Origin of the sequence: Hymenobacter algoricola, from assembly GCF_039539525.1 — a bacterium.
GTDB lineage: Bacteria > Bacteroidota > Bacteroidia > Cytophagales > Hymenobacteraceae > Hymenobacter > Hymenobacter algoricola.
In genome coordinates, this window is the sequence record NZ_BAABDH010000016.1 from 111,589 (window position 1) to 134,835 (window position 23,247).

Consider the following 23,247-nt stretch of genomic DNA (forward strand, 5'->3'; position numbering starts at 1 on the left):
AACACAACCGCTACGCTTACTTCTCCTGTCATCGATGCCAGCGGTTTTTCTGATATCACTGTGTCGTTTCGACTTGCTTCTTTTTCAATCAACTCGACTGGCAATGGAGCAGACGCTGGAGATGATGTAAAGCTAGCTATCAGTACAGATGGAACCACTTTTGTGGAACAAGTAAGTGTTGCAGGCGCAAGTAATGCATACTGGCATTATTCAACTGGTTCTAGTCTTGCTACCCGTACTATTTCTGCTGCTACTGCTACAGTGTTCGCTCCTGCAAACGGAGGTAATCGAACTACGGATGGTTATAGCACCGTCTCAGTAACAGGAATTGCTGCTACTGCTAATTTGCGTTTTCGCATAATAATGCAGAATAACTCAGCTAACGAAAGATGGGTTATTGATGAGGTATTAGTAAGAGGTACTGCCGTAGCTACTCCAACGCCTACCATCACCCTCTCCCCGGCAGCGTTAAACGCCTTCACTACCACCCAGGGCACGGCTTCGGCCAGCCAGAGCTATACCGTGGCGGGCTCCAACCTGACGGCCGACATCAGCGTGGTACCACCCGCGGGCTACCAGCTGGCCCTGGAAACCACCCCCGGCTCCAATACGCCCGGCACCTTCACCGCCTACACCGCCGCCACCCCGCTGGTACTGACCCAGACGGGCGGCACCGTCGCCACCACCCGCATCTTTGCCCGACTGGCCGCTACTACCACCGTGGCCGGCAGCCCTTATGACGGCAACATAACCCACACCAGCGGTACGGCTACAGCCGCCAAGGCAGTAACCGGCACCGTCACGGCCGCCAATACGCCTAGCGCCACCGGCTTCACGCCGGCTGCCGGCCCGGTAGGCACCATCCTTACTATCTCGGGTACCAACCTGGGCACCATCACCGGCGTGACGGTCAATGGCACGGCCGCTACCAGTGTTTCGGCCACGGCCACGGCCGTTACGGCCACCGTCGCGGCCGGTACCGGCACCGGCGCCGTGGTCCTCTCCGATGGGACCACTACCTACACCGTACCCGGCGGCAGCTTCACCGTGACGGCGGAGCCCGTGGTGACTACCACCGCCGCCTCGGCCATTACCGCCACCACTGCTACCACGGGCGGCTCCTTTGTTACCAACGGCGCTACCATCACGGAGCGGGGCGTGGTCTACGGCACTGCGGCTAACCCGCGCATCGGCGTCGGCGACGCCCTCAAGGCTTCTGTAACGGGCACCACCAGCCCTTTCACGGCTAACCTGACCGGCCTGACGGCCAGCACCACGTATTTCGTGGCCGCCTACACCATCAGCGAGTTCGGCACCACCTACGATGCCACCGATGAGACATTTACCACTGCGACGCCGACGCCGATAACCATTACCACCGGTACCGTCGCCACCACGCCCATATTTGCCGGCGGCAGCGTGACGGTGAGCTTTACCACGACGGGCACATTCAACGGGGGCAACACGTTCACGGCCGAGCTGTCGGATGCTGCGGGCAACTTCCCCGGCACCACGCTCACCACCGTTTCCTCCACCTCGACCACGCTGACGGTAACCATCCCGGCCGCCACCACGCCGGGCGCAGCCTACGTTATCCGGGTAAACGGCAGCAGCCCCGCCACCACCGGCTCGACCTCGGCCGCCTTCACCGTGACGGACGCCCCGCTGCTGGCGTTTGATTTTGAAGGGACCGACAACGTAACTACGGCTCCGTCCAGCTCGAATAACCCGAACGTAAACCCTTCGACCTTTTCACGCAGTGGCGTTCTGTCTAACCCAGGTGCCAACCGCTTCAACTCCAGAAACTGGTCGGCAACTATCGACGCTGCGAAGTACATGACCTTCACTTTCACGCCGAATGCGAATTACCAGGCTACGCTGACCAGCCTGACGTTCGTTGATCAGCGTTCAGGCAGCATTAGCAACCCCTACGAGGTGCGTTCCAGCCTTGACAACTTCGCTACGGCGCTGGCTTCGGGAACTACCGCCGGTGGTGGCAAGTCGGTTCCACTATCGGGCTTTACCAACCTGACTGCTGCCGTTGAATTTCGCTTCTACTACGCGGTTTCCTCAACTGGGTCTACTTACAGCGTTGACAACGTCAACCTGTTTGGCACCGTGCAGGTCGTCAGCAACGCCATCAGCGCCCCCGCCTTCACCGGCACCACGTTCTGCGCGGGCTCGTCGTTCAATGTGAAGTTCACGCCGACCGGCACCTTCGCCGCCGCCAACAGCTTCGTCGTGCAGCTCTCGAATGCTGCCGGCTCATTCGCCGCGCCTGTGGTCGTGGCGACGCTGCTCAACAACAGCTCCAACCTGGCGCAGACGGCTAGTGTGACCATTCCGGCCACTACGGCTACCGGCTCCGGCTACCGCCTGCGCGTCGTCTCGACCGACCCGGCCGTGACCAGCCCGAGCTCGGCAGCTTTCGGCGTCCTGAACGCGCCTACGGTCACCGTAGCCCCGGCCGCCGACCAGACCATCAGCGCCAACGTCAACGGCGCCACGCTCACGGCCACCGAAACCCCGGCTGCCGCGTCGCGGCAGTGGGTGTACTCCACCACGCCGGGCGGCTCCAACACCGTCATCACCGGGCAAACGGCTACCACCTACGCGCCCAACTTCCCCACCGCCGGCGACTACTACGTGAAGGTGATTTCGACCTTCGCCGCCTGCGACCCGGTGACTTCCAACGAGGTGAAGATTACGGTAACGGTCCCCGTGGCTAGCCTGACGGCTACCCCGACCAGCCTCACGTTCTCCGCGACGGTAGGCACCCCGGCCCCGGTGCAGTCGTACCTGCTGACCGGCGCCAACCTGCCGCCGGCGGCCCTGGTGAGCATTGCTGCCCAGAACCCCGCCTTTGAAGTGTCGGTTACCTCGGCTTCGACCGGCTTTGCCGCCACCCAGCAGGCCACGGCAGCCACCGACGGCAGCCTGAGCCAGACGGTGTACGTGCGCTTCACGGCGCCCGGCATGGTGGGCACTACCATCTCCAGCATCGAGAACACCAGTGGTGCCCTCTCGGCGCCGGTAGCCGTGACGGGTATGGCCACGGCCGTGCCGGTAGCCGGCGCCCCGGGCAATCTGGTGCTCGAAGAATACTTTAACTACCCCGCCGGCGACGACCTGAAAACGCACGGCTGGGCCGCGCAGGGGACGGGGACCACCCCGATTACGGTAGTGGTCGGCAACGCCGCTTTTGCCACCTACCCCCTGGGCGTAGCCGACACCACGACCTCGCGCCGGGTGAAGCTGGTTCCCAGCGGCGACGACCTGAACAAGTCGTTTGTCCTGGCGGGTGCCACCACCTTCTACGCCGCCGTTACGGCTAAGGTATCGGTAGCCACCACCAACGGCGACTACTTCCTGCACTTCTACGACGCGGTGACTACCACTCCGGTTACTTTCCGGGGCCGGGTATTCGCCAGGGCCGCCACCGGCGGCTACCAGCTGGGCCTGCAAATGACCGGTTCCGTGCCTGCCAGCCCGGTGTACAGCTCCCAGGTGTTTGACCTGAACACGAGCTACGTGGTTGTGCTCAAATACGAGGTGCGGCCCTCCGGCGACGTGGCCAGCCTGTATGCCCTGGGCAGCGGCAGCTCGACCCTGGCCGAGCCCGTTACGCCGCTGGTAACGGTGACCGGCGCCGACAGCTACGCGGCCCTCAATGCCGTGGCCCTGCGCCAGGGTGGTCCTACTTCCGCCGCCACACTCACCGTGGACGGCGTCCGGGTCGCTACGGGCTGGGGGGCGGCCGTGGGCCGCGCCGTGCTGACGGCTCCCGCCGCCACGCTCAATGCGGGCAACTACTACAGCCTGACGCTGAACAACGCCGACGTGCTGACGCCGACCGGTATCGTGAACGTGGAAGGCCCGCTCACGCTGACCAGCGGGCTGGTAGCTACCTCGGCGGCCAACGGGCTGACGCTGTATCCGACCGCTACGGTGGTGGGCGCCAGCAACGCCAGCTACGTGAATGGCGTCGTGAAGCGCGTGGTTACCGCCGCCGCTACGCCCACCGCCGACCTGGTGTTCCCCGTGGGCAAGGACGGTATCTACCGGCCGGCCAGCCTGAGCGTGGCGGCCCAGACCAGCACTACTACCTACGCGGGGGAGCTGTTCAATGCCTCGGCCCGCAGCACGGCCGTCACGGCCCCGCTGACCCGGGTATCGGATATCCGCTATGTGAGCATTACCCCGGAGGGCGGACAGCCCACGGGCTTCCGCGGCACCGTCACGCTGAGCTTCGGCGCCGACGACAGAGTGACTGACCCGGCGCTGGCGTCGTTCGTTATTGCCAAGCGCAGCACCAGCACCGACCCCTGGCTCTCCATTGACCGCTCGACCAGTACGGGTACGGCCAGCAGCGGCGCCTTCGTGGCCGGCACGCTCACCTCGGGCGAGTTCACCTCGTTCAGCGACTTCGCCCTGGCCAGCACCGACCCCAGCGCGGCCGACAACCCACTGCCCGTGGAGCTGACCCGCTTCACCGCCACCCGGCAGGCCGAAAATGTGCAGCTGAGCTGGGCTACCGCTTCGGAGAAAAACAATGCCCGCTTCGAGGTGCAGCGCTCCGCCGACGGCCAGCACTTCACCCTGGTAGCTACCGTGGAAGGGCAGGGGCAGAGCACCCAGGCCCACGCCTACACCGCCTTCGACCGGCAGCCCCTGCGCACCCTGGCCTACTACCGCCTGCGCCAGGTGGACTTCGACGGCAAGAGCAGCTTCTCGCCCGTGGTAGCCGTGGCCGGCAGCCTGGAGGTCAGCCTCTACCCTAACCCGGCCCGGGCCGAGCTGCACCTGCGGGTGCCCGCCGCCGCCACCTACCGGGTGCTCAACGCCCTGGGCAGCGTGGTGCTGACGGGTAGCGTAGCCGAGGGCGCCGCCACCCTGCCGGTAGCCCAGCTGCCCGCCGGCCTCTACCACGTAGAGGTAACCTCCGGCGCGGGCCGCGTGGTGCGCAAGTTCATCAAGGAGAACTAGCCGCTGACTGCTGCCCCCATAAAAAAGCCTCTCCCGTGCGGGAGAGGCTTTTTGGTTGGCCCTAAAGGCGAAAAAAGAACGTCGTGCAGAGCGCAGCGAAGCAGCTCGCTCGGGGCCGTTGCTGAAAAAAGAACGTCAGGCAGAGCGTAAGCGAAGTATCTCGCGTGGCATCGTCGAAATAGTACTCCTGCGTCAGCCCGCCAGATGCTTCGGCTCCACCTCTGCCTGACGGTCTTTGTCTGCATGGTGGGCTGATTTGCCCTTAGGCTGCGGGCTTGGCCGGTGGGGGCGTGTCGGGGCCGGGGCCACCGCCGCGGCGCACCACCCGGGCCGCGGCCTGGTAGGCGTGCCAGAAGTCGGGCTCATCCTGCTCATACACGGCCAGCAGCGCGGTGATGCTGTCCAGCAGCCGGGCATCGTCCTTGATGAGGCGTTCGAGCCCCTGGCGGCCGGCACTGCCGGTGGTGTCGTTGAGGCGGCCTTCGGTGCCGGCCGAGCGCAGCTCCTGCAGCAGGGCCTGGGCCTGGGTGTAGTGGGCGGGCAGAAAGCGCCGCTTGGCCAGGGCCGCGCTGCGCTCCGGGGCCAGGCTGAGCAGGCGGCGGGCCTCCTCCTGATACGACGACGTGGTGAGGCGGGGCAGCTGGCCGGGCTGGCCGGCCAGGGCCAGCAGGCGGGTGTCGGACTTGGCGGTGGCGTCGGCCCGCAGGGCCACTACCAGCCGCCTGAGCAGGGCCGTGAGCTGGTTGCGGGTACCGCGCTTGCGCTCGGTGTTGTGGTCCAGGTCGGCCGTGAGTACCTCCGCCGCCAGCGTCTGGGCCCGCTCCAGGTTCTGGCTGAGCTGACTGCGCAGCGGGGCCACATCGTCCTCCAGGTCGGGGTAGTCGGCGCGGCGCTCGGTCAGAAACGCCAGCAGGTCGGTGTCGCGCCGCAGGCGCGCCTCAATCAAATCGTTCTTCATAAGATAGATAGGTTAGGGAACTGATGCGGGATAAGGTACAGAAAGATTGCAGATTCCGACTACCGTAGTAGTGCCCGAAGTACAGCAGGCCATGCGCGAGGCTCGGCAGGGCGTGTGGGAAGCTCCGCACCCCGTGCGCGGGGTTTTGTAGTCCATGCGCGGGGCTTTGCAGGTCGTACGGGAGGCTTTGCAGGCCATACGCGAGGCTTTGCAGGTCGTGTGCGGATCGTTGTAGACCGTGCGCGGGGCTTCGCAGGTCGTGCGCGGAGGGTTGCAGTTAAGGGGGGCGCTGTTGCAGGTAGGTGGGTAGCGTCTGGCTGCCCGGGGTCATGGGTTGTCAGGCGGCAGAACCCCCGGCCCAAGGCGCCCGCCCTGATACCACCGGTCTGTTAGTATAAGGGTATAGCAATTCTTTAATTCTAAGTTAAACATTACTTATCTTAGCGTGTATGAGCGGCAGGAAATAGAGTTTTCTCGGCAGTAATACCTTTATTTTACCCGGGGTTACCGCGCTTTGCCACCCAAATTTGAGCCTTGCACCACAGATACAGATCCAACCATGAAAAACCCTATTGCCGCAACTCTGCTTTCCGCGCTGCTTCTTACGCCAATGATGGGTTGGAGCCAATCCTACCTGCAGCAGACGTTTGAGCCCGGAGCTAATCAGAACCCCGTTGGTACCCGAACGCAGCTGGTTTACACCGCCACCGGCGCCACCGCGAATGCTCGTCCGTACTCGGGTACGCTGTTTCAGGCCACCTCGGCCAACAACGCGAACGTAGCTCCTGTGACGGCCAACGTATTCTCCGAAGGAACTTCTGGCTACGGAGTGGTGAACAACCAAGGCGGTGGTACCGAGACGGCGACCCTGACGTTTGACGAAGTAATCTTCCCGGTGACGAGCGGCAACTACCTGACGTTCCGCCTGGCCTCTTTTGCCACCAACAACAACGGGGGAATCGACAATTCGGCTGTGAACGGGGTATTTGTGCGGGTCGCCTACAACGGCTCTGCTACATTTACTAGCACCCTGCAGGTGCGCGGGCTGAACAACGGCTCCGTGTTTGACTTTAATGCCACTGGTACCGCCCAGCCCGCGGGCGCCGTAAATGCGCCGCCCGCCACTGCGACAGTTGTCACTTCGCCCAATGACCTGATTGGAAATACCAAGGCAGTACCTCCTAACGGCATAGGCTATTCCAACGTCCGGATTAATTTCGGGCCGGCCATCACCTCGGTGCAGATCCAGATTTTCCTTTCGGCCGATGCGAAGACGGCCATCTTCATTGATGACGTGCGGGTAGGCAGCGGCGGCCCGCTGCCGGTCGAGCTGACCACGTTCGAGGCTATGCGCCAGAGGGGTGCCGTGCTGCTGAACTGGGCCACGGCCAGCGAGAAAAACAACGACCACTTCGACGTGCAGCGCAGCTCCGACGGCCACGAGTTCAAAACCATCGGCACGGTGCGCGGTCAGGGTAACGCCACCAAAGTCAGCGCCTACACCTTCACCGACCAGGAAGCCCTGGCCGGCCTGCGCTACTACCGCCTGCGCCAGGTCGATACGGATGGTACGTTCAGCTTCTCCCCGGTGCGGGCTGTGGCGGACGACAACGCGGTGCTGGCGTACCCCAGCCCCACCTACGACCGGCTGAACCTGCCCATGAGTGCCGTTGGCCAGCCCTATCAGGTGCTCAGCAGCCTGGGCCAGCGCGTGCTGCAGGGCAGCGTGCCGGCCAATGGGGTAGTGGAAGTCGTCAAGCTGCCCGCGGGCAGCTACATCCTCAAAGTCGGCACGGGCCGGGGCCAGCTGGTGCAGCGCTTCCTGCGTCGCGACTAACGCCCGGCCGGCGCCACTTCAGGGCCACAAAAAAGCCTCGTCTGCCAGCAGACGAGGCTTTTTTGTGAAATATTGGTTGGGCTACACCGAGAAGCTGTCGCCGCAGCCGCAGGTGCGGGAGGCGTTGGGGTTGTCGAAGTAGAAGCCCTTGCCGTTGAGGCCGTCGGAGAAGTTGAGCTCGGTGCCGGCCAGGTAGAGGAAGCTTTTCATGTCCACTACTACGCGCACGCCCTTGTCCTCAAATTCCTGGTCCATCGGCTTCACCTCGTTGTCGAAGTCCAGCTTGTACGACAGGCCCGAGCAGCCGCCGCCGGCCACCGAGGCCCGCAGCCGGTAGGTAGCATCCAGCTCCGCATCGTGCATGAGCTTTTCGACTTTGTCTTTGGCTTTATCAGAAACGGTAATCATGGATTTGGGGTCTTAGGGTCTTGGGTACTTGGGGTCTTAGCTTGCGTTCTGGTTCAGATTGGGGCTGGTAGAACAAAAAACCAAGACTCCAAGATCCCAAGACCCCAACAACTAAGAGGAGGGATTCAGCACGACGCTAAACACGGTGATGGTGGTCAGGTCGCGGCCGTAGTAAAGCTTGTCGAGGGCTTCGTAAGCGTTGTGGGCGCGGAAGTAGGAGGTTTGCAGCTCCCGCTCCCCCAGGGCGCGCCACTGAATGGTGAAGGAGCTTTCCGTATCGCGAAACTCCTTCACGTAGACCAGCATCCGGCGCAGGGCGTCGAGCTTGTCGTGGCCTTCCTCGTAGCGCAGCAGAAAGCTCTGGTGGTGGCGCGGGTTCACCGTTATCAGGTCGAGCCGCACCCGGCCATCGAGCTGCCGGAACTCGAACAGCAGGTTGCCCGGACCCAGGCCCAGCTGACTCTCAATCAGCTGCTGGATCCGGCTGCTTTCGACGTGGAGGTCTTGCATGCGGTTGCCAGTGTCGTGTTGCCAGTTCGTGCTGCCACCAGAACAAGCTGGCAACCGGTAACACGAAACCGGCAACTGATTAGTGGTGGCTCTTAATTTCTTCCAGCACGGCCAGGCCGTTCTTAGCGCGGTAGTCGTTAATGGCCGACTTGATGGCGTCTTCGGCCAGCACCGAGCAGTGAATCTTTACCGGCGGCAACGCCAGCTCTTCCACAATCTCCATGTTGTCGATGGCCAGGGCCTCATCCACGGTTTTGCCTTTCAGCCACTCGGTAGCGAGGGAAGAGGAAGCAATGGCCGAGCCGCAGCCGAACGTCTTGAATTTGGCGTCGATGATGGTGTTGGTGGCTTCGTCCACCTCAATCTGCAGGCGCATCACGTCGCCGCACTCCGGGGCTCCCACCAGGCCGGTGCCGACGTTCTTCTTGCTTTTGTCCAGCGTACCCACGTTGCGGGGGTTGCTGTAGTGGTCAATTACCTTATCGGAGTAAGCCATGGCTTTTGGAAAAGAATTAAGAATTAAGAATTAAAAACGAGAAGCCCCAAATGCGCAGAACAAGCAAAAAGGCTAATTCTTCATCTTTAATTGAATCAGTGTTCAGCCCACTCGATCTTGTCGAGGTCGATGCCTTCCTTGAACATCTCCCACAGCGGCGACATCTCGCGCAGCTTGGTCACGGCTTCTACTACGTGGCCAATGGCGTAGTCGATCTGCTCGTCGGTGGTGAAGCGGCTCAGGCCGAAGCGCAGGGAGCTGTGGGCCAGATCGTCGCTCAGGCCCAGGGCCTTGAGTACGTACGAAGGCTCCAGCGAAGCCGACGTACAGGCCGAGCCCGACGATACCGCCAAATCTTTCACGCCCATCATCAGGCCTTCGCCTTCCACGTACTTAAAGGAAATGTTGGCCACGTGGGGCAGCCGGTGCTCGCGGGAGCCGTTCACGTAGCTTTCCTCCAGCGTCAGCAGCTCCTTTTCCAGCCGGTCGCGCATCACGCTCAGGCGGGCCGTGTCGGCGGCCATTTCCAGGCGGGCCAGCTCGCAGGCTTTGCCCAGGCCCACGATACCGGGCACGTTCAGCGTACCGGAGCGCATGCCGCGCTCGTGGCCGCCACCGTCCATCTGGGCCGTCACCTTTACCCGCGGGTTCTTGCGCCGCACATACAGTGCGCCCACGCCTTTGGGTCCGTACATCTTGTGGGCCGTGAAGGCCATCAGGTCGATACCATCGGCAATAACGTCGACCGGAATCTTGCCCACGGCCTGGGTGCCGTCGGTCATAAACAGCGCGCCGTGCTTGTGGGCAATGGCGGTAATTTCCCGAATCGGCTGAATGGTGCCGGTTTCGTTGTTGCCATACATGATGGTCACCAGAATGGTTTCGGGCGTCATGGCCGCTTCCAGATCCGCCAGGCTGATGAGGCCTTCGGAGTCGACGGGCAGGTACGTGACGCGGCCCCCCAGCTTTTCGAGGTGCTTGCACGTGTCGAGCACGGCTTTGTGCTCGGTGGTAGTGGTGATGATGTGGTTGCCTTTCTGCGAATACATCTCGAAGACGCCCTTGATGCCGAGGTTGTCGGATTCGGTAGCGCCCGAAGTGAAGATGATTTCCTTGGGGTCGCAGTTGATGAGGGCAGAAATCTGCTCGCGGGCGTAGTCAACGCCTTCCTCGGCGGCCCAGCCGAAAGGGTGATTGCGCGAGGCGGCATTGCCGAATACCTCGGTCAGATACGGCATCATGGCCTCCAGTACGCGCGGATCGAGCGGCGTGGTGGCGTTGTTGTCGAGGTAGATAGGGAGCTTGAGCATGGCTCGAAGTATGTAAATCAGCGAAAGACCAGAAGAAAACCGTGCGAATCTCAGGGGAGAATCATTCGCAGGTAGAACATGAAAACCGATAAACAGGTTTTACTTTGCTCCCGCAAAAGTAGATATATTCCAAATAAGACCCACCAGCTTCCCGCCCTAACTTTCATGCTCACTAACCTCGAACACCTGGGCCTGGCCGTCCACGACCTGGACGCTGCCACCGCCCTCTACACCACTCTGCTCGGACAGGCTCCCTATAAGAAGGAGCACGTGGCCAGTGAGGGCGTCGATACCGTCTTTTTTCAGGTGGGCGGCGCCAAGCTTGAGCTGCTGGCCGGTACCACCCCCGACAGCGCCATTACGAAGTACCTGAGCAAAAAGCCCGAGGGTATTCACCACGTGGCCTTCGAGGTCGATGATATCCGGGCGGAAATGACGCGGCTGCGGGCCGCTGGCTTCGTTGTGCTGAATGAAGAGCCCAAGCGCGGTGCCGACAACAAGCTGGTATGCTTTATTCACCCCAAAAGCGCCGCCGGCGTATTGGTGGAGCTTTGCCAATCCATTTCTGCTCCCGACCATGAATAGCAATTTTTTTCGCCAGGAAGTAGATGCGGCCGTCGATGCGCTGCTGCTGCAACAGGTAATTCTGTACCCTACGGACACCGTGTGGGGGCTGGGCTGCGATGCGGAAGTACCCCCGGCCGTGGAGCGCCTCTACCAGCTCAAGCAGCGGCCGGCCGACAAAGCCTGCATTGTGCTGGTCGCCGACGAGGCCATGTTTGCCAAGTACGCTGCCGTGGTGCCCCCGAACCTGGCGGCGCTGCTGGCCGGGCAGGAGCGGCCCACGACCTACATTGTACCCGGCAGCCGCCACCTGGCTCCCAACCTGCTGGCCCCCGACGGCACCATCGGGCTGCGGGTGGTGAGCACCGATGAGTTCAGCCACAAAGTGGTGCGGCGCCTGGGCCACGGGCTGGTGTCGACTTCGGCCAATCTCAGCGGGGAGCCCACGGCGGCCATCTATAAGGACGTGGCGGCGGCCATCGTGCGCGGCGCCGACTACGTGGTGAGTTGGCGGCAGGATGACACGACGGCCGCGGTGCCTTCCCGGGTAGTGCGGGTGCTGGCGGATGGCGGGCTGGAAGTGGTGCGGAAGTAATTAGCCGCGCAATGAGCAGCGGGGGCGTTACCTTTGCGGCCGTCTGGCTTTCCGCATTGCATTTATGAGTACTCCGCAGCTTCCCGAAAATCCGTTGTTCCGCACTATTGCTGAGGCCGCCGGCGAGCTGGGCTACCCCGCCTACGTCATTGGCGGATTCGTGCGGGACCTGGTGTTGCAGCGGCCGAGCAAGGACGTGGACGTGGTGTGCGTGGGCGACGGAATCAAGCTGGCGCAGGCCGTGGGACGCAAGCTGCCGGGCCGGCCGCGGGTGACAGTATTCAAGAACTTCGGCACGGCCATGCTGCCCACCGAAACCGTGGAGCTGGAATTTGTAGGAGCCCGCAAGGAAAGCTACCGTGCCGAAAGCCGCAAGCCCGAGGTGGAAGCCGGCACCTTGGAAGAGGACTTGGCCCGCCGCGACTTTACCATCAACGCCCTGGGGCTGAGTCTGAACCCGCAGGATTTTGGCGCCCTGGTGGACCGCTACGACGGCATGGGCGACCTGCAGCGCCGAATCATCCGCACGCCGCTCGATCCGGACATCACGTTTTCCGACGACCCGCTGCGCATGATGCGGGCCGTGCGCTTTGCCACCCAGCTCAACTTCGACATCGAGCCCGACACTTACGACGCCATTGCCCGCAATAAGGACCGCATCAAAATCGTGTCGCAGGAGCGGATTACCGACGAGCTGAACAAGATTATTCTGGCTGCCAAGCCCAGCTACGGCTTCAAGCTGCTGTTTCAGAGCGGCCTGCTGCAGCTGATTTTTCCGAAGATGGCGCTGCTGTACGGGGTAGAAAAAGTGGGCAAGCACGCTCACAAGGATAATTTCTACCACACGCTGCAGGTGCTCGACAACGTGGTGGACGCCGGCGGCGACCTGTGGCTGCGCTGGGCCGCCATTCTGCACGACATTGCCAAGCCCGCCACCAAGCGCTACTTCCCGAACGTGGGCTGGACTTTCCACGGGCACGAGGACAAGGGCGCCCGCTGGGTACCCCAGATCTTTACGGACCTGAAGCTGCCCCTGGGCGAGGAGATGCGGCAGGTGCAGAAGCTCGTGCGGCTGCACCTGCGGCCCATTGCCCTAGTCAAGGAAACCGTGACCGACTCGGCGTTGCGCCGGCTGCTGTTCGAAACCGGCGACGACATTGACCGGCTGATGCTGCTGTGCCGGGCCGACATTACCAGCAAAGACCACCAGCGCAAGGAGCGCTACCTACGCAACTTCGGCGTGGTCGAGGAGAAGCTGAAGGAAGTTGAGGAGAAGGACCATCTGCGCAACTTCAGGCCCGTTATTACGGGGGAAGTCATCATGGAAACCTTCGGGTTGAAGCCGTCGAAGGAAGTAGGCGAGCTGAAAAACGCGGTGCTCGAAGCTATTCTGGACGGGAAAATCAGAAACGAGTTCGAGGAAGCCTTTGCCTTCCTGTTGCAGCAGGGTCAGGCAAAGGGTCTTCCTCCGGGCCACCTTTCACTCACCAGTACGTGAACCCAAATTCTCGCTTGTACTCTCAAGAGATGAGGACCGGGACCCCAGGGTTGCCCGGTCTTCGCTGTTTAATTCCTGTAAGCTGTCCAGCGCTTCGGAGGGAAGGGCTGAAGCCGCTGGCAGGCAGTGCTATATCGGCTTACGTAAATACCAGTGAGATAGGTTGCCAGATATAGCGCCGGAATAATAAGCCGACGTTACTTTATTCCTTCAGGCGCGACACGCGGGAAGAGCCGGACACGTCTTTCTGAACGCTGCCGGGCTGGCCCGCATACTGCAGCTGGCTGGCCCCGCTCAGCTCGGCGCGCAGGCGCTCCGCTACGCGCACTTTGGCCTTGCTGCTGCCAGATAGATCGAAGTCGGCCTGCTGGACCGGCAGCGCCAGGGCATTGATCTGGCAGGCCCCCGTGCCGTCCACGCTCAGCTGGTTGGCGCTGCCCCGCAGGTCGCTGCGCGCGGCTCCGCTCAGGTCAAGGTTGAGACGGGGCACGTTCACGTTGAGCTGGGCACTGCTCAAGCCGCTCTGGGATACGTGTAGGGCGTGGCCTTCAAACCCGGCTACGTTGCCACGGCAGGCCCCGGTGAGCTCCAGTTCGTGCAGCTCAGGCATCTGCACCCGGATAAGGACGGGCTTGTGGTTGCGGAACGCAAAGCCGGAAAACAGACTGCGGCGGCGCGAGCGAATCGTGAGCTGGTCACCATCGGTTTCCACGCGCAGCTCGCGCAGGTCATTGTCTGACCCGGCGGCTTCAACCCGGAACTCGCTGCCCTGTCGCACATGCACCCGGTAAGCCCCGTTGGCTTCGATCCGGCGAAAGTTGCGCAGGGAGTAGTTGCGGCGGCCGGAGCCGTAGCGGGCCAGATCAGCCGAGAAGTCCGACTTATCCACGTCGATGCTCACGCCCACGTTGCCATCCGCGTCATCGTCGGTGTTCACGCGGATGCGCATGTTGCCGTCGCCGGTGTTCACGTCTACCACCTCATCGGTGCTGTCAGCGTCAGCGTCGGTATCCGGGGCATTGTCCATGTTGTCTTCGTCGAAGTCGTCGCCGCGCAGCTCCTGCTCCGAGCAGTCCAGGCACTCCAGCTGGTTGTCGCGCAGGCGGTACAGGTGCTTTTCGGGCTCCTCGGGGCGCTGGTCGTTCACGAAGTTACCGCTGCCCATCCAGTAGGCGAAGTCGCGGCTGAGGCGGAACGTCTTGTTGCGGGGCAGATGCACGGTCAGGCGCAGCTCCTGTTCGCGGTAGAAAGTACCGGGCAGAAAGGAGAAGTGGTCGTCGAAGAGCAGGGTGGTGTCGTTGGCTTGCCGGAGGGTGTAGCTCATGCTGGTGGCCGCGGTGCGGGCCGCTTCCGTCTCGGTAACGCCCTTGGCCGAAAAAGCCTTGTCGACGCTGACCACCGCCCCGCTGTCGGCGGCTACGAACTGGATTTCCACTTCCTGCTCATTGCCGCGGTCGACGTGGCGGGTGTTCAGGTACAGGGTAGGGGCGGCCGTCAGGCCGGGGAAGCGTTGCTCCTGCACCTGCTCGCCGGAGTTCTGGAAGTTGTGGGCAATGCGCAGCCCCGAGGTAATGGAGCCCACCACGCTCAGCAGCCACAGGCCCAGCAGGGAAAGCCCCACGGTGCGCGTCATAATGGAACGGCGCAGCAGCAGGCCGATACCGGACAGCACCAGGGCCAGGGCCGGAATAGCGGCCGCTCCGTAGAAGGCCAGGATTGACCAGGCTGGCAGGCCATGCAGCAGCGTATGCACCGGCACGTCGCCCAGCACCATGTTCTGCGACTCCGGAATCCAGCCCAGGCCAGCGGCCAGAGCAATGGTGAAGCCGATGAGCAGGGATAAGCCGGTGAGCACCAGCATGGCCCCGGCGAAGATGCGGATGGCCGAGCCGATAAAGTTGATCAGGGGCTGCAGGTTGCGAAACAGATCTTCCAGAAAAGTGCCCAGGGGCCGGTTGCCGTTCCCGGCAGCTACACCGGGCTCATCTGTAAAAGCGCTGTTGCGCAGGCTGCTGTCGATGCCCGACAAAGTCACGGCGTCGCCGCGCATGCGCATCTTGTCCGATACCGTCTTGGCTTCGGGCAGCAGGATCCAGAGAATAATGTAGATGGGAATGGCCGAGCCGCCGACGAAGAGCAGGATCAGAAACGCAATCCGGATAGCTACCACGTCCACTTTGAAGTAGGCGGCCAGGCCGGCCGATACGCCCCCGACTTTGCCGGCGTCGGTGTCGCGGAAGAGCTTGCGGAAGGTGGGGTCCTCGTTGGCGGGTACGCCGTTGTAGTTTTTGGGCAGGGCAATCCAGAGCACTACGTACACCAGGAACGCTATACCGCCAAAGTCAAAGCCCTCGAAGCGGAAGTGGCTGTTATCGAAGTTAAACACGCTGTGCAGCAAAGGCCGGGTCAGCAGGCCCAGTAAAAAGCCCAGGCGCACCCACAGTGGATTGACGGCGAAGTAGCGGGCAATACCGGCGGCGACGCCCGCAATTTTGCGGTTGGCCATGTCGCGGGTGAGGCGGCGGGGCTGCCCGTCGGCGTCGGCAGCACCAGCAGCAGCACCAGCAGTGGCGGCGGCGCCATCGGCATAGCTGGTGTAGGCGGCGGGGCCGCCGGCCAGGGCTTCCTCTTCTTCGTCGGCCTCATCGGCGCTCTGAAAGTCGCGGACCCGGCCCATTTTGGTTACCATGGCCTCAACGTCTTCCAGCGTGATGATCTGCTTGGTAGGCGAGGTGCGGGCGGCAAACAGCTCGGCGATGCGGCCCTCAATGTCGGCCACGATTTCCTCGTGCCCCCGGTAGCCGGAAAAATGTGCCTTCACCTCCGCCAGATAGCGGCTGAGTACATCGTAGCCATCTTCTTCGATGTGGAAGATAAGGCCCTGGAGGTTGATGCTGATGTTCTTTTTCATCTCAGTACTGCAAATCAAGAGTGACTCATAAGGAATGGACCGGGCCGGCTGCTACTGCGGAAACGGGATGTCGGGACCATTGTAGTGAGGCTTCTGGCGGATAATGCGGATGGAGTCCGATACTTCCTCCCAGGTCAGGCGCAGCTGGTGCAGGAACTCCTGCCCGACGCCCGTGAGGGTGTAGTATTTGCGGGGTGGCCCGGAGGTAGATTCCTTCCAGGTATAATCGAGCAGGCCGGCGTTTTTGAGGCGCGTGAGCAGCGGATAGAGCGTGCCCTCCACGACGATCATGCGGGCGGCGGTGAGCTCCTCCAGCATGTCGGACGCGTAGACCTCGCCCCGGGCAATGATTTCCAGGATGCAGAACTCCAGGATGCCCTTCCGCATCTGCACTTGGGTGTTCTCTACTTTCATGGGCTTGGCAGAAATCGGTGAAGAATGAAACAAAGATAGTAGAAGGTACTATGCGACGCAAGGTACTAGTGAAATATATTTTTGCTTGTCGTTCGCTTCGACTGCCGGCCGGAGCAGCTCACCCACCGGGGAACCAAGAAAAAGCAACCCGCCGGAGGATGCCTTGCCGGTTCAAAATGCTGTATTTCAGGCTGCTGGCGCCTTCTTACCGGGAGCAGCTGCCGTTTGGGATTCCCCGGCCGCAATCCGGCCGCACTATAAATAAGTATCTTGCGTTTGACCTGCGGATCAACCGCAATTCTTCCTCCCGCTATTCTATGGCCCACTTCTCCCGACTTGTTTTTCTGCTGGCCAGCACTGGCCTGAGCCTCGGCCTGACCACCGGCGCGGCCGCCCAAACCAAAGACCTGACCCCCAAATACAGCAATGAGTTTCTCAACATTGGGGTAGGGGGGCGTGCCCTGGGCATGGGCGGCGTGCAGGTCGGCATTGTGGGCGATGCCACTGCCGGCTACTGGAATCCGGCCGGCCTGCTCAACCAGAAGCACAAGTACGACGCCGTGCTGATGCACTCCGAGCTGTTTTCGGGCATCGTGAAAAACGACTACGCGGCTTTTTCCATGCCGCTGGACGAGCAGAGCGCCATCGGGGCCAGCCTGATTCGCACCGGCGTCGACAACATTGCCGATACCCGGAACCTGATCAACGAGTACGGCTACATCCAGTACGACAAGATTCAGTACTTCTCGGTGGCCGACTACGCGGTGCTGCTGTCGTATGCGCGCAGAATTGCGGGTATTGAAGGGCTAAAGGTGGGTGCCAACGGCAAGGTCATCTACCGCAACTACGGCCGCTTCGCCAATGCCTGGGGCTTCGGCATCGACGCCGGTGCCCAGTACGACAAAGGCAACTGGCGCGTGGGCCTGATGGCCCGCGACATTACCACCACGTTCAACTCCTGGTCCATCAATGCCGATGAGTTTAAGGGCGTCGCGGCCCTGAACGACTCCGTGCCTTCCAACAGCACCGAAATTACCCTGCCCCGCTTCGTGCTGGGCGTGGGGCGCACCTTCAAGCTGCCGGGCCAGCTCACCGCCCTGGTGGCCGCCGACCTGGAGATGACCACCGATGGCCAGCGCAATACGCTGGTTTCGAGCTCGGCCGTCAGCATCGACCCTAAAGCGGGCCTGGAGCTCGGCTTCAAGGACCTGCTGTTTCTGCGCGGGGGCATCAGCAACTTCCAGAAAATGGAGGCCGATCAGGCTTTCGACGGCAAAGGTGGCTGGCGCGGGCAGCCGACGCTGGGCGTGGGCGTAGCCCTGAGCGGGCTGCGGCTGGACATGGCGCTGTCGCGGCTGGCCGTGGAAAAGCAGGGCGGCTCCAACACCAACTCCATTATCGTATCGTTGGGCTACGGCTTGAAATAAAGCAACCAAAAAGCGGCCGTGGGAGTTGACTTCCGTAGTACCGGAACCTGGCTTCCACGGCCCGTATTACCCTCTATGAAAAAAAGCTACTATTCTCCGCAGCAGGTGCTGCGCTACTGCCTGGTGCTGCTCGGGCTGCTGCTCGGAACTGCGCACGCGGCCGTGGCCCAGCTGGGGCCGTACGGCAACGAGTGGATTGCGCCAAGCCAGCAGTACTACAAGATCAAAGTAACCCGCGACGGCCTGCACCGCCTCGACTATACCTACCTCACCCGGGCCGGCATCAGCAATGCCGACCCCAGTCGCTTTCAGCTGTGGCGGCGGGGGCGGGAAGTGGCTATTTACGTGGGGGGCAGCAGTGCCACGACCATGGACCCGTCCACGTTCATCGAGTTTTACGGGCAGCGCAACGACGGGGCCCTCGACGAGGGGATGTACCGAACCCGCGCCGACCACTACCAAAAGCTCTACAGCCTCTACACCGACACGGCGGCGTACTTCCTGACCGTGGCCCCCACGGCCGTAGGGCGCCGGCGCATGCAGGAAGTCAACCCAACTCCCGTTGGGGGCGCCCACCCGTACTGGCGGGCGGGCCGGCAGTTCGTCCTGAGCGACCGGTACAATGATGTAGATCTGCAGGCCTATGTCTACCAGCCCTGGGGAGAACCGGGGGAAGGATTCTTCGGCGTTACCTACGGCCAAAAAAGCGACGATGGTCCCACGCAGTCGCTGGGCATCGACTCACTGCAGGAGACGGTGCTTTCCGGGCGTCTGCCGCAGGTAGAAGTGCAGGTAGTGGGAGGCAGCAAAGGGCTGCACAAGGTTACCTTGGTGGTTTTCCCGCCCGGTGGCACCCGTCGGGAGCTAGGGCCGCAGGTAAGCTTCAACGACTACGAGCAGCGCAAGCTGCGCTACACGTTTCTGCCTTCTGACATCGCCGCCAACGGTTTTGTAAGATTCTCTCTGGAAGTCGACACCCAGCATACGGGCGCGGCTGTCAATCTGGTGCGCACGGGCTACATCCGCGCCAATCACGCCCGGACCAGCGCCTGGAACCCCAGCCGTTCGGCCCTGCGCTTCACCAACGATTCGACCCTGGGCAGCGCCCCGGCCTATTACTCTCTGGACAATGTGCCCGCCACCGTGCGGGGCTTCGACGTAACCGACCCCTACAACGTGCAGCGGGTGGAAGGCCGGGCGGAAAGCGGCAGCCGCCGGGGCTATGTGTTTCCCGGCGCCCTGCCCGGCGGCATCCAGCGCACCCTGTGGCTGACCGACGTAGCGCGGGCCATCGTGCCGGTACCTGCCCGGCGGACGCAGTTTTCGAATATCTCCCCCGGAGGCTGGAACTTCCTGATTGTCACCAGTGAGCGGCTGGCCCGGCCTTCGGCCAGCTATGCCAACCCCGTGCAGGCCTACGCCGATTACCGGGCTTCCCTGAAAGGCGGGGCCTATCAGACCCTGATTGTAACCACCGAGCAGCTCTACGACCAGTTTCACTACGGTGAGAAGTCCGCCCTGGCCATCCGGAACTTCACGCAGTATATGCTCACCAGCAGCCGGCCGAAGTCGCTGCTGCTGCTGGGCAAAGGCCTGCAGCCCGGGGAAGCCATCGACAGTATCGTGGGCACGAGGCATCATATATTCTTCCACCGGCAGCGGCCCAGCCACTTCCGCGACCCGTTCGGGGGCCCCAATGCCCCGCAGATCCGCGACCTGGTGCCGACGAGTACGCGTGGGGCGTCCGATATTTTCTTCACCGCGGACTGGCGCAACAATAACTACGTTGCCAAAATGGTCACCGGCCGCGTGTCGGCCCAGACTCCGCAACACGTCGAAAGCTACCTCAACAAGCTCAAGCAGTACGAAGACACCCTGGCCAAGGCGGATGCCCCTGGTCTGGCCTGGCGCAAGCACGCGCTGAACCTCTCGGGTGGTGACAATGCCAGCCAGTTCGTGAAATTCCGGGAGCACATGGACAGCGTGAAGCGCCGCATCGAGCGGCCCTACTTCGGCGGAAAAGTGGTTAACACGTATTCCCGGACCGAAGTCGCGCTGCCGCCGGGACTCGATATTTCCCGGGAGCTCAACCCGGGGCTGGCCCTGATCAACTACTTCGGCCACGGGTCGCCTACCACCCTGGATTTTCAGTTGGGCCGCCCTGAAGACTACAACAACGCGGGCCGGTATCCGGTGATGATAGCCTACGGCTGCGCGGCGGCCAACGCCTTTTCCGGGGTGCGCTCCACGTACGGGGAAGAGTGGCTGCTGGCGCCCAACCGGGGCCTGATCGGGCTGCTGAGCGAAACCAGCTTCGGCTTCGACTCGGAGCTGCCCGACATCCAGGACGAAACCTACAAGGTGCTGCTCAATGAGCCGCAGTGGTACGGCAAGCCGATTGCCGAAGCGCAGAACGAAGTAACCCGGCGCCTGGGCAATTCGGCACCCAACAGCCTGACGGCCACCCTAATGACCACCGTCTGGCACGGTGACCCGGCCCTGCGCCTTTTCGCGCCCGCGCAGCCCGACTTTACCTTTGGCACCCCGGCCCTGGAAATCCAGCCCGTAGGGGCGGGGCCGTTGCTGTCGACGTCATCCCAGTTTAAGCTGCTGGTGAAGGTGCGCAACCCCGGCAAGTTCACGTTTGACCGGCTGGACATTTCGGTGCGCCGCAAGTACGACGTCACTCCTATCCGCGCCGATACGGTCTACACCTTTGCCGGCCTGCGCCAGTCTTCAAGCGACACGACCTACACGCTGACGCTCCGCAATTCGGGGGCCCCCTTCGGCACCAACACGTTCACGGTGATGCTGGACTACCAGAACCGCGTGGCCGAATCCAATGAAAGCAACAACACGGCCACGACCACCTTCGTGTTTGTGCGGCCCGGGCTGACGCTGCTCAACCCGCCCGAGTTCGGCATTGTCAGCGCGACCAACCTGCGGCTGGTGGGCCAGACCAACGTGCTGCGTGAGGCGCGCCCGTTTGAGGTCGAGGTCGATACGGTGCCTACCTTCAACAGCCCCCTTATCCGGCGCACCACCATCACGGCGCCGCTGGTGGCTGACTGGCGCCCGGGCCTGCCCGCCGCCGTTGCCGGCCGCGACAGTGTGGTGTGGTACTGGCGGATGCGCTTCAAAACCAAGCTGGACCCCGGCGAAAACGACAACTGGAGCGTCAGTTCCTTCCGCGTTGTCAACAGCAGCCCCGGCGGCTGGTCGCAAAGTCACCACGGGCAGTTCCGGCGCGACGAGCTGACCAACCTGGCCGTGGCGGCTCCGTCGGGCAAGTGGAATTTCAGCGACATCAGCCAAGCGCTGACGCTGCGGACCCAGGGCGCCGGGCAGACGCCCACCGGCGGACCGCTGGTAACTTTCCAGAACACCTACGGGCTGCAGCTGGGCACCAATCAGCTGTCGGTGCTGAACTGCGCCGTGAGTGCGCCCAATATTCTGGTTTCCGTGTTTGACGGTCCGACCCTGAAGCCCCTGCGCACGGTCGGCGGCGGTCCGTATGACTCCTGCGGCACCGCCCCGAACCGGTTTTACCACTTTGCTGCTTCCGCCACCGACAACATCAACTCCCCGGCCCGGCAGCAGCAGCTGCTGGCACTGCTGACCAACCTGCCCGCCGGCGCTTACGTGGCGCTGGTATCGGTGAACCGGGTAAACTTCGCGTCGTTTCCGCCGGCGCTGAAAGCGGCCCTGGCCGCCCTGGGCTCCCAGAAAGTGAATCAGCTGCAGGATGGTGACCCGTTCCTGTTTCTGGGGCAGAAGGGCCCCGGCGCGCGCCCGGCTCAGGAGCGCACCTACGACGCCAGCCTGCCAGGCACCCGGACCGAGCAGGTGGTCAGCCTGAGCAGCCCTATCACTACGTTCAGCACCAGCGGCACGCTGACTTCCACGCTGATCGGACCGGCCCAGGAATGGACGACGCTCTACCACACCATCCGCACGGAGCCTTCCGACAGCTACACGCTCAAGCTTATTGCCATCGACGCCCAGCAGGTGGAGCGCGTGGTGGCCTCGAACGTGACGAACCGGGAATACCCGCTGGGCGGAGTTTCGGCCGCGCAGTATCCTTACCTGAGGCTGGAGCTGACCCTGCGGGATGAGCTTAACCGCACGGCCCCGCAGCTTGAGCAGCTGCTGGTAACCTACAAGGGCTACCCCGAAGGCGTGGTGCGCCGCGACTCGGTACTGGCCGGCACGCCCGCGGCCTACGACGCGGCGACGCTCACGGCCCAGGCGGCCACGGGCTTCCTGCGCGTGCCGGTGGTGTTTCAGAACGTGGCGCCCATTGCCTTCGGCAAGCCGTTGAAAGCCCGCGTTATCGTGCGCAGCACGGGGGGGACTACCACGGCCGAGCGAATCACGGAGGTGAATGTGCCCGACGTGGCGGCCAACGGCGCCCTGCGCTTCGAGGCCGTAGCCGATGTGCGCGACCTGACCGGCGACATCAGCCTGCAGGTGGATATGAACATGGATAAGAGCGGAGTACGCCTGCCCGAGCTGTTTTACTTCAACAACGTGCTCACGCTGCCCGCTTTCCGGTTGGAAAACACCAACCTGCCACCGGTGCTGGACGTGGTCTTCGACGGGGAGCACATCCTCAACGGCGACATTGTGCGGCCCATGCCCCTCATCACCGTACTGATGACCGACGATAACCGGCTGCGCCCCATCAAGAAGGAAGCGGCCTTCGACGTCGTGCTCTTCAAGCCCGACGGCACCCAGGTGCGCGTCGACATGAACGGCAGCAACATCTTCTTCATTGCCGACTCGACCAAGGGCACCGCGCGCCTGGAGTACCAGCCCGGGAAAGACGCCCCCCTGGCCGATGGCATCTACCGGCTGGAGGTGCAGGGCCGGGACGCCAGCAACGCCCAGGCTACCACGGGGGAAAAGTACTCGATATCGTTTGAGGTCATCAACACCTCTTCCATCACTCATATTTACCCCTACCCGAACCCGATTACCAGCAAGGCGCAGTTTGTCTTTACCCTCACCGGCTCGGAGCTGCCGCGCAACCTGAAAATCCAGATCATGACGCTGACCGGCAAGGTAGTGCGCCAGATTATGATGGAGGAAATGGGGTTGCTCCGCATTGGCAACAACGTCACCAAGTACGCCTGGGACGGCACCGACGAGTACGGCGACCGGCTGGCCAACGGCACCTACCTGTACCGGGTGGTGATGGACGACCCGACCAACCAGTTTGAGCGCCGCAAAACGGCCGGCGACAAATCCTTCAAGAACGAGTGGGGCAAGCTGGTGCTGCTGCGCTAAACCCTGCCTGCGCCTGACGCACAACGAGGCCGCTGATTCAGCGG

The 23,247-nt window shown here is 62.7% G+C and carries 14 protein-coding genes; 7 read left to right on the forward strand and 7 right to left on the reverse strand.

Annotated elements, in window-relative coordinates; translation table 11 throughout:
• Positions 1-363: 363 nt before the first annotated feature.
• Positions 364-4,986: a T9SS type A sorting domain-containing protein gene (locus ABD842_RS04650; RefSeq protein WP_345110728.1), complete on the forward strand. Its 4,623-nt coding sequence runs from the start codon at positions 364-366 to the stop codon at positions 4,984-4,986.
• A 262-nt stretch (positions 4,987-5,248) separates the two neighbouring features.
• Here ABD842_RS04650 and ABD842_RS04655 read toward each other — a convergent pair whose 3' ends face one another.
• Positions 5,249-5,944: a hypothetical protein gene (locus ABD842_RS04655; protein WP_345110731.1), complete on the reverse strand. Its 696-nt coding sequence runs from the start codon at positions 5,942-5,944 to the stop codon at positions 5,249-5,251.
• Between the two features lie 559 nt (positions 5,945-6,503).
• On the opposite strand from ABD842_RS04655, the gene ABD842_RS04660 reads away from it, so the two are divergent.
• Positions 6,504-7,781: a T9SS type A sorting domain-containing protein gene (locus ABD842_RS04660; RefSeq protein WP_345110734.1), complete on the forward strand. Its 1,278-nt coding sequence runs from the start codon at positions 6,504-6,506 to the stop codon at positions 7,779-7,781.
• An 81-nt stretch (positions 7,782-7,862) separates the two neighbouring features.
• Here ABD842_RS04660 and ABD842_RS04665 read toward each other — a convergent pair whose 3' ends face one another.
• The 4 genes from ABD842_RS04665 to ABD842_RS04680 all read right to left on the reverse strand — a co-directional run bounded on the left by ABD842_RS04665 (position 7,863) and on the right by ABD842_RS04680 (position 10,505).
• Positions 7,863-8,189 (reverse strand): HesB/IscA family protein, encoded by a 327-nt coding sequence (locus ABD842_RS04665; protein ID WP_345110737.1) that lies wholly within the window; start codon positions 8,187-8,189, stop codon positions 7,863-7,865.
• A 111-nt stretch (positions 8,190-8,300) separates the two neighbouring features.
• Positions 8,301-8,699, reverse strand: a complete 399-nt coding sequence (locus ABD842_RS04670) for a hypothetical protein (protein WP_345110740.1) — start codon at positions 8,697-8,699, stop codon at positions 8,301-8,303.
• Positions 8,700-8,778: 79 nt separating this feature from the next.
• Positions 8,779-9,195, reverse strand: a complete 417-nt coding sequence (iscU, locus tag ABD842_RS04675; protein WP_345110743.1) for a Fe-S cluster assembly scaffold IscU — start codon at positions 9,193-9,195, stop codon at positions 8,779-8,781.
• 95 nt (positions 9,196-9,290) lie between these two features.
• Positions 9,291-10,505, reverse strand: a complete 1,215-nt coding sequence (locus tag ABD842_RS04680) for an IscS subfamily cysteine desulfurase (protein WP_345110745.1) — start codon at positions 10,503-10,505, stop codon at positions 9,291-9,293.
• Positions 10,506-10,670: 165 nt separating this feature from the next.
• Here ABD842_RS04680 and mce point away from each other — a divergent pair, with 165 nt between their 5' ends.
• The 3 genes from mce (at position 10,671) to ABD842_RS04695 (ending at position 13,162) form a co-directional block, all read left to right on the forward strand.
• Positions 10,671-11,090, forward strand: coding sequence for a methylmalonyl-CoA epimerase (gene mce, locus ABD842_RS04685; RefSeq protein WP_345110747.1), 420 nt, complete (start codon positions 10,671-10,673; stop codon positions 11,088-11,090).
• Positions 11,083-11,664: an L-threonylcarbamoyladenylate synthase gene (locus ABD842_RS04690; RefSeq protein WP_345110750.1), complete on the forward strand. Its 582-nt coding sequence runs from the start codon at positions 11,083-11,085 to the stop codon at positions 11,662-11,664. Before mce ends, ABD842_RS04690 begins: the two co-directional genes overlap by 8 nt.
• Positions 11,665-11,728: 64 nt before the next feature.
• On the forward strand, positions 11,729-13,162 hold the full coding sequence (locus tag ABD842_RS04695; RefSeq protein ID WP_345110753.1) for a CCA tRNA nucleotidyltransferase: 1,434 nt from the start codon (positions 11,729-11,731) through the stop codon (positions 13,160-13,162).
• A gap of 202 nt (positions 13,163-13,364) precedes the next feature.
• On the opposite strand, the gene ABD842_RS04700 is transcribed toward ABD842_RS04695, so the two are convergent.
• Entirely contained in the window at positions 13,365-16,073 is a 2,709-nt protein-coding gene (locus ABD842_RS04700) for a GIN domain-containing protein (RefSeq protein WP_345110755.1), read from the reverse strand.
• Positions 16,074-16,124: 51 nt separating this feature from the next.
• Positions 16,125-16,487 carry a PadR family transcriptional regulator gene (locus tag ABD842_RS04705; protein WP_345110758.1) on the reverse strand — a complete coding sequence of 121 codons (363 nt, stop codon included), beginning with the start codon at positions 16,485-16,487 and terminating at the stop codon, positions 16,125-16,127.
• A 317-nt stretch (positions 16,488-16,804) separates the two neighbouring features.
• Between ABD842_RS04705 and ABD842_RS04710 the strand changes: the two genes are divergently transcribed.
• Together ABD842_RS04710 and porU2 are read left to right on the forward strand one after the other, a co-directional pair.
• A complete protein-coding gene (locus ABD842_RS04710; RefSeq protein WP_345110761.1) occupies positions 16,805-17,914 on the forward strand; it encodes a putative type IX sorting system protein PorV2 in 1,110 nt (369 codons plus the stop codon).
• 75 nt (positions 17,915-17,989) lie between these two features.
• Complete coding sequence (porU2, locus tag ABD842_RS04715) at positions 17,990-23,203, forward strand: putative type IX secretion system sortase PorU2 (RefSeq protein ID WP_345110763.1); 5,214 nt, start codon at positions 17,990-17,992, stop codon at positions 23,201-23,203.
• Positions 23,204-23,247: the final 44 nt, after the last annotated feature.

Excerpts from the sequence above, each read along its gene's own strand:
- porU2 (WP_345110763.1), top strand. The coding sequence starts at position 17,990 with ATGAAAAAAAGCTACTATTCTCCGCAGCAGGTGCTGCGCTACTGCCTG.
- ABD842_RS04680 (WP_345110745.1), bottom strand. The coding sequence starts at position 10,505 with ATGCTCAAGCTCCCTATCTACCTCGACAACAACGCCACCACGCCGCTC.
- ABD842_RS04670 (WP_345110740.1), bottom strand. The coding sequence starts at position 8,699 with ATGCAAGACCTCCACGTCGAAAGCAGCCGGATCCAGCAGCTGATTGAG.
- ABD842_RS04700 (WP_345110755.1), bottom strand. The coding sequence starts at position 16,073 with ATGAAAAAGAACATCAGCATCAACCTCCAGGGCCTTATCTTCCACATC.
- ABD842_RS04650 (WP_345110728.1), top strand. The coding sequence starts at position 364 with ATGCAGAATAACTCAGCTAACGAAAGATGGGTTATTGATGAGGTATTA.
- ABD842_RS04655 (WP_345110731.1), bottom strand. The coding sequence starts at position 5,944 with ATGAAGAACGATTTGATTGAGGCGCGCCTGCGGCGCGACACCGACCTG.
- ABD842_RS04705 (WP_345110758.1), bottom strand. The coding sequence starts at position 16,487 with ATGAAAGTAGAGAACACCCAAGTGCAGATGCGGAAGGGCATCCTGGAG.
- ABD842_RS04665 (WP_345110737.1), bottom strand. The coding sequence starts at position 8,189 with ATGATTACCGTTTCTGATAAAGCCAAAGACAAAGTCGAAAAGCTCATG.
- ABD842_RS04710 (WP_345110761.1), top strand. The coding sequence starts at position 16,805 with ATGGCCCACTTCTCCCGACTTGTTTTTCTGCTGGCCAGCACTGGCCTG.
- ABD842_RS04660 (WP_345110734.1), top strand. The coding sequence starts at position 6,504 with ATGAAAAACCCTATTGCCGCAACTCTGCTTTCCGCGCTGCTTCTTACG.
- mce (WP_345110747.1), top strand. The coding sequence starts at position 10,671 with ATGCTCACTAACCTCGAACACCTGGGCCTGGCCGTCCACGACCTGGAC.
- ABD842_RS04690 (WP_345110750.1), top strand. The coding sequence starts at position 11,083 with ATGAATAGCAATTTTTTTCGCCAGGAAGTAGATGCGGCCGTCGATGCG.
- ABD842_RS04695 (WP_345110753.1), top strand. The coding sequence starts at position 11,729 with ATGAGTACTCCGCAGCTTCCCGAAAATCCGTTGTTCCGCACTATTGCT.
- iscU (WP_345110743.1), bottom strand. The coding sequence starts at position 9,195 with ATGGCTTACTCCGATAAGGTAATTGACCACTACAGCAACCCCCGCAAC.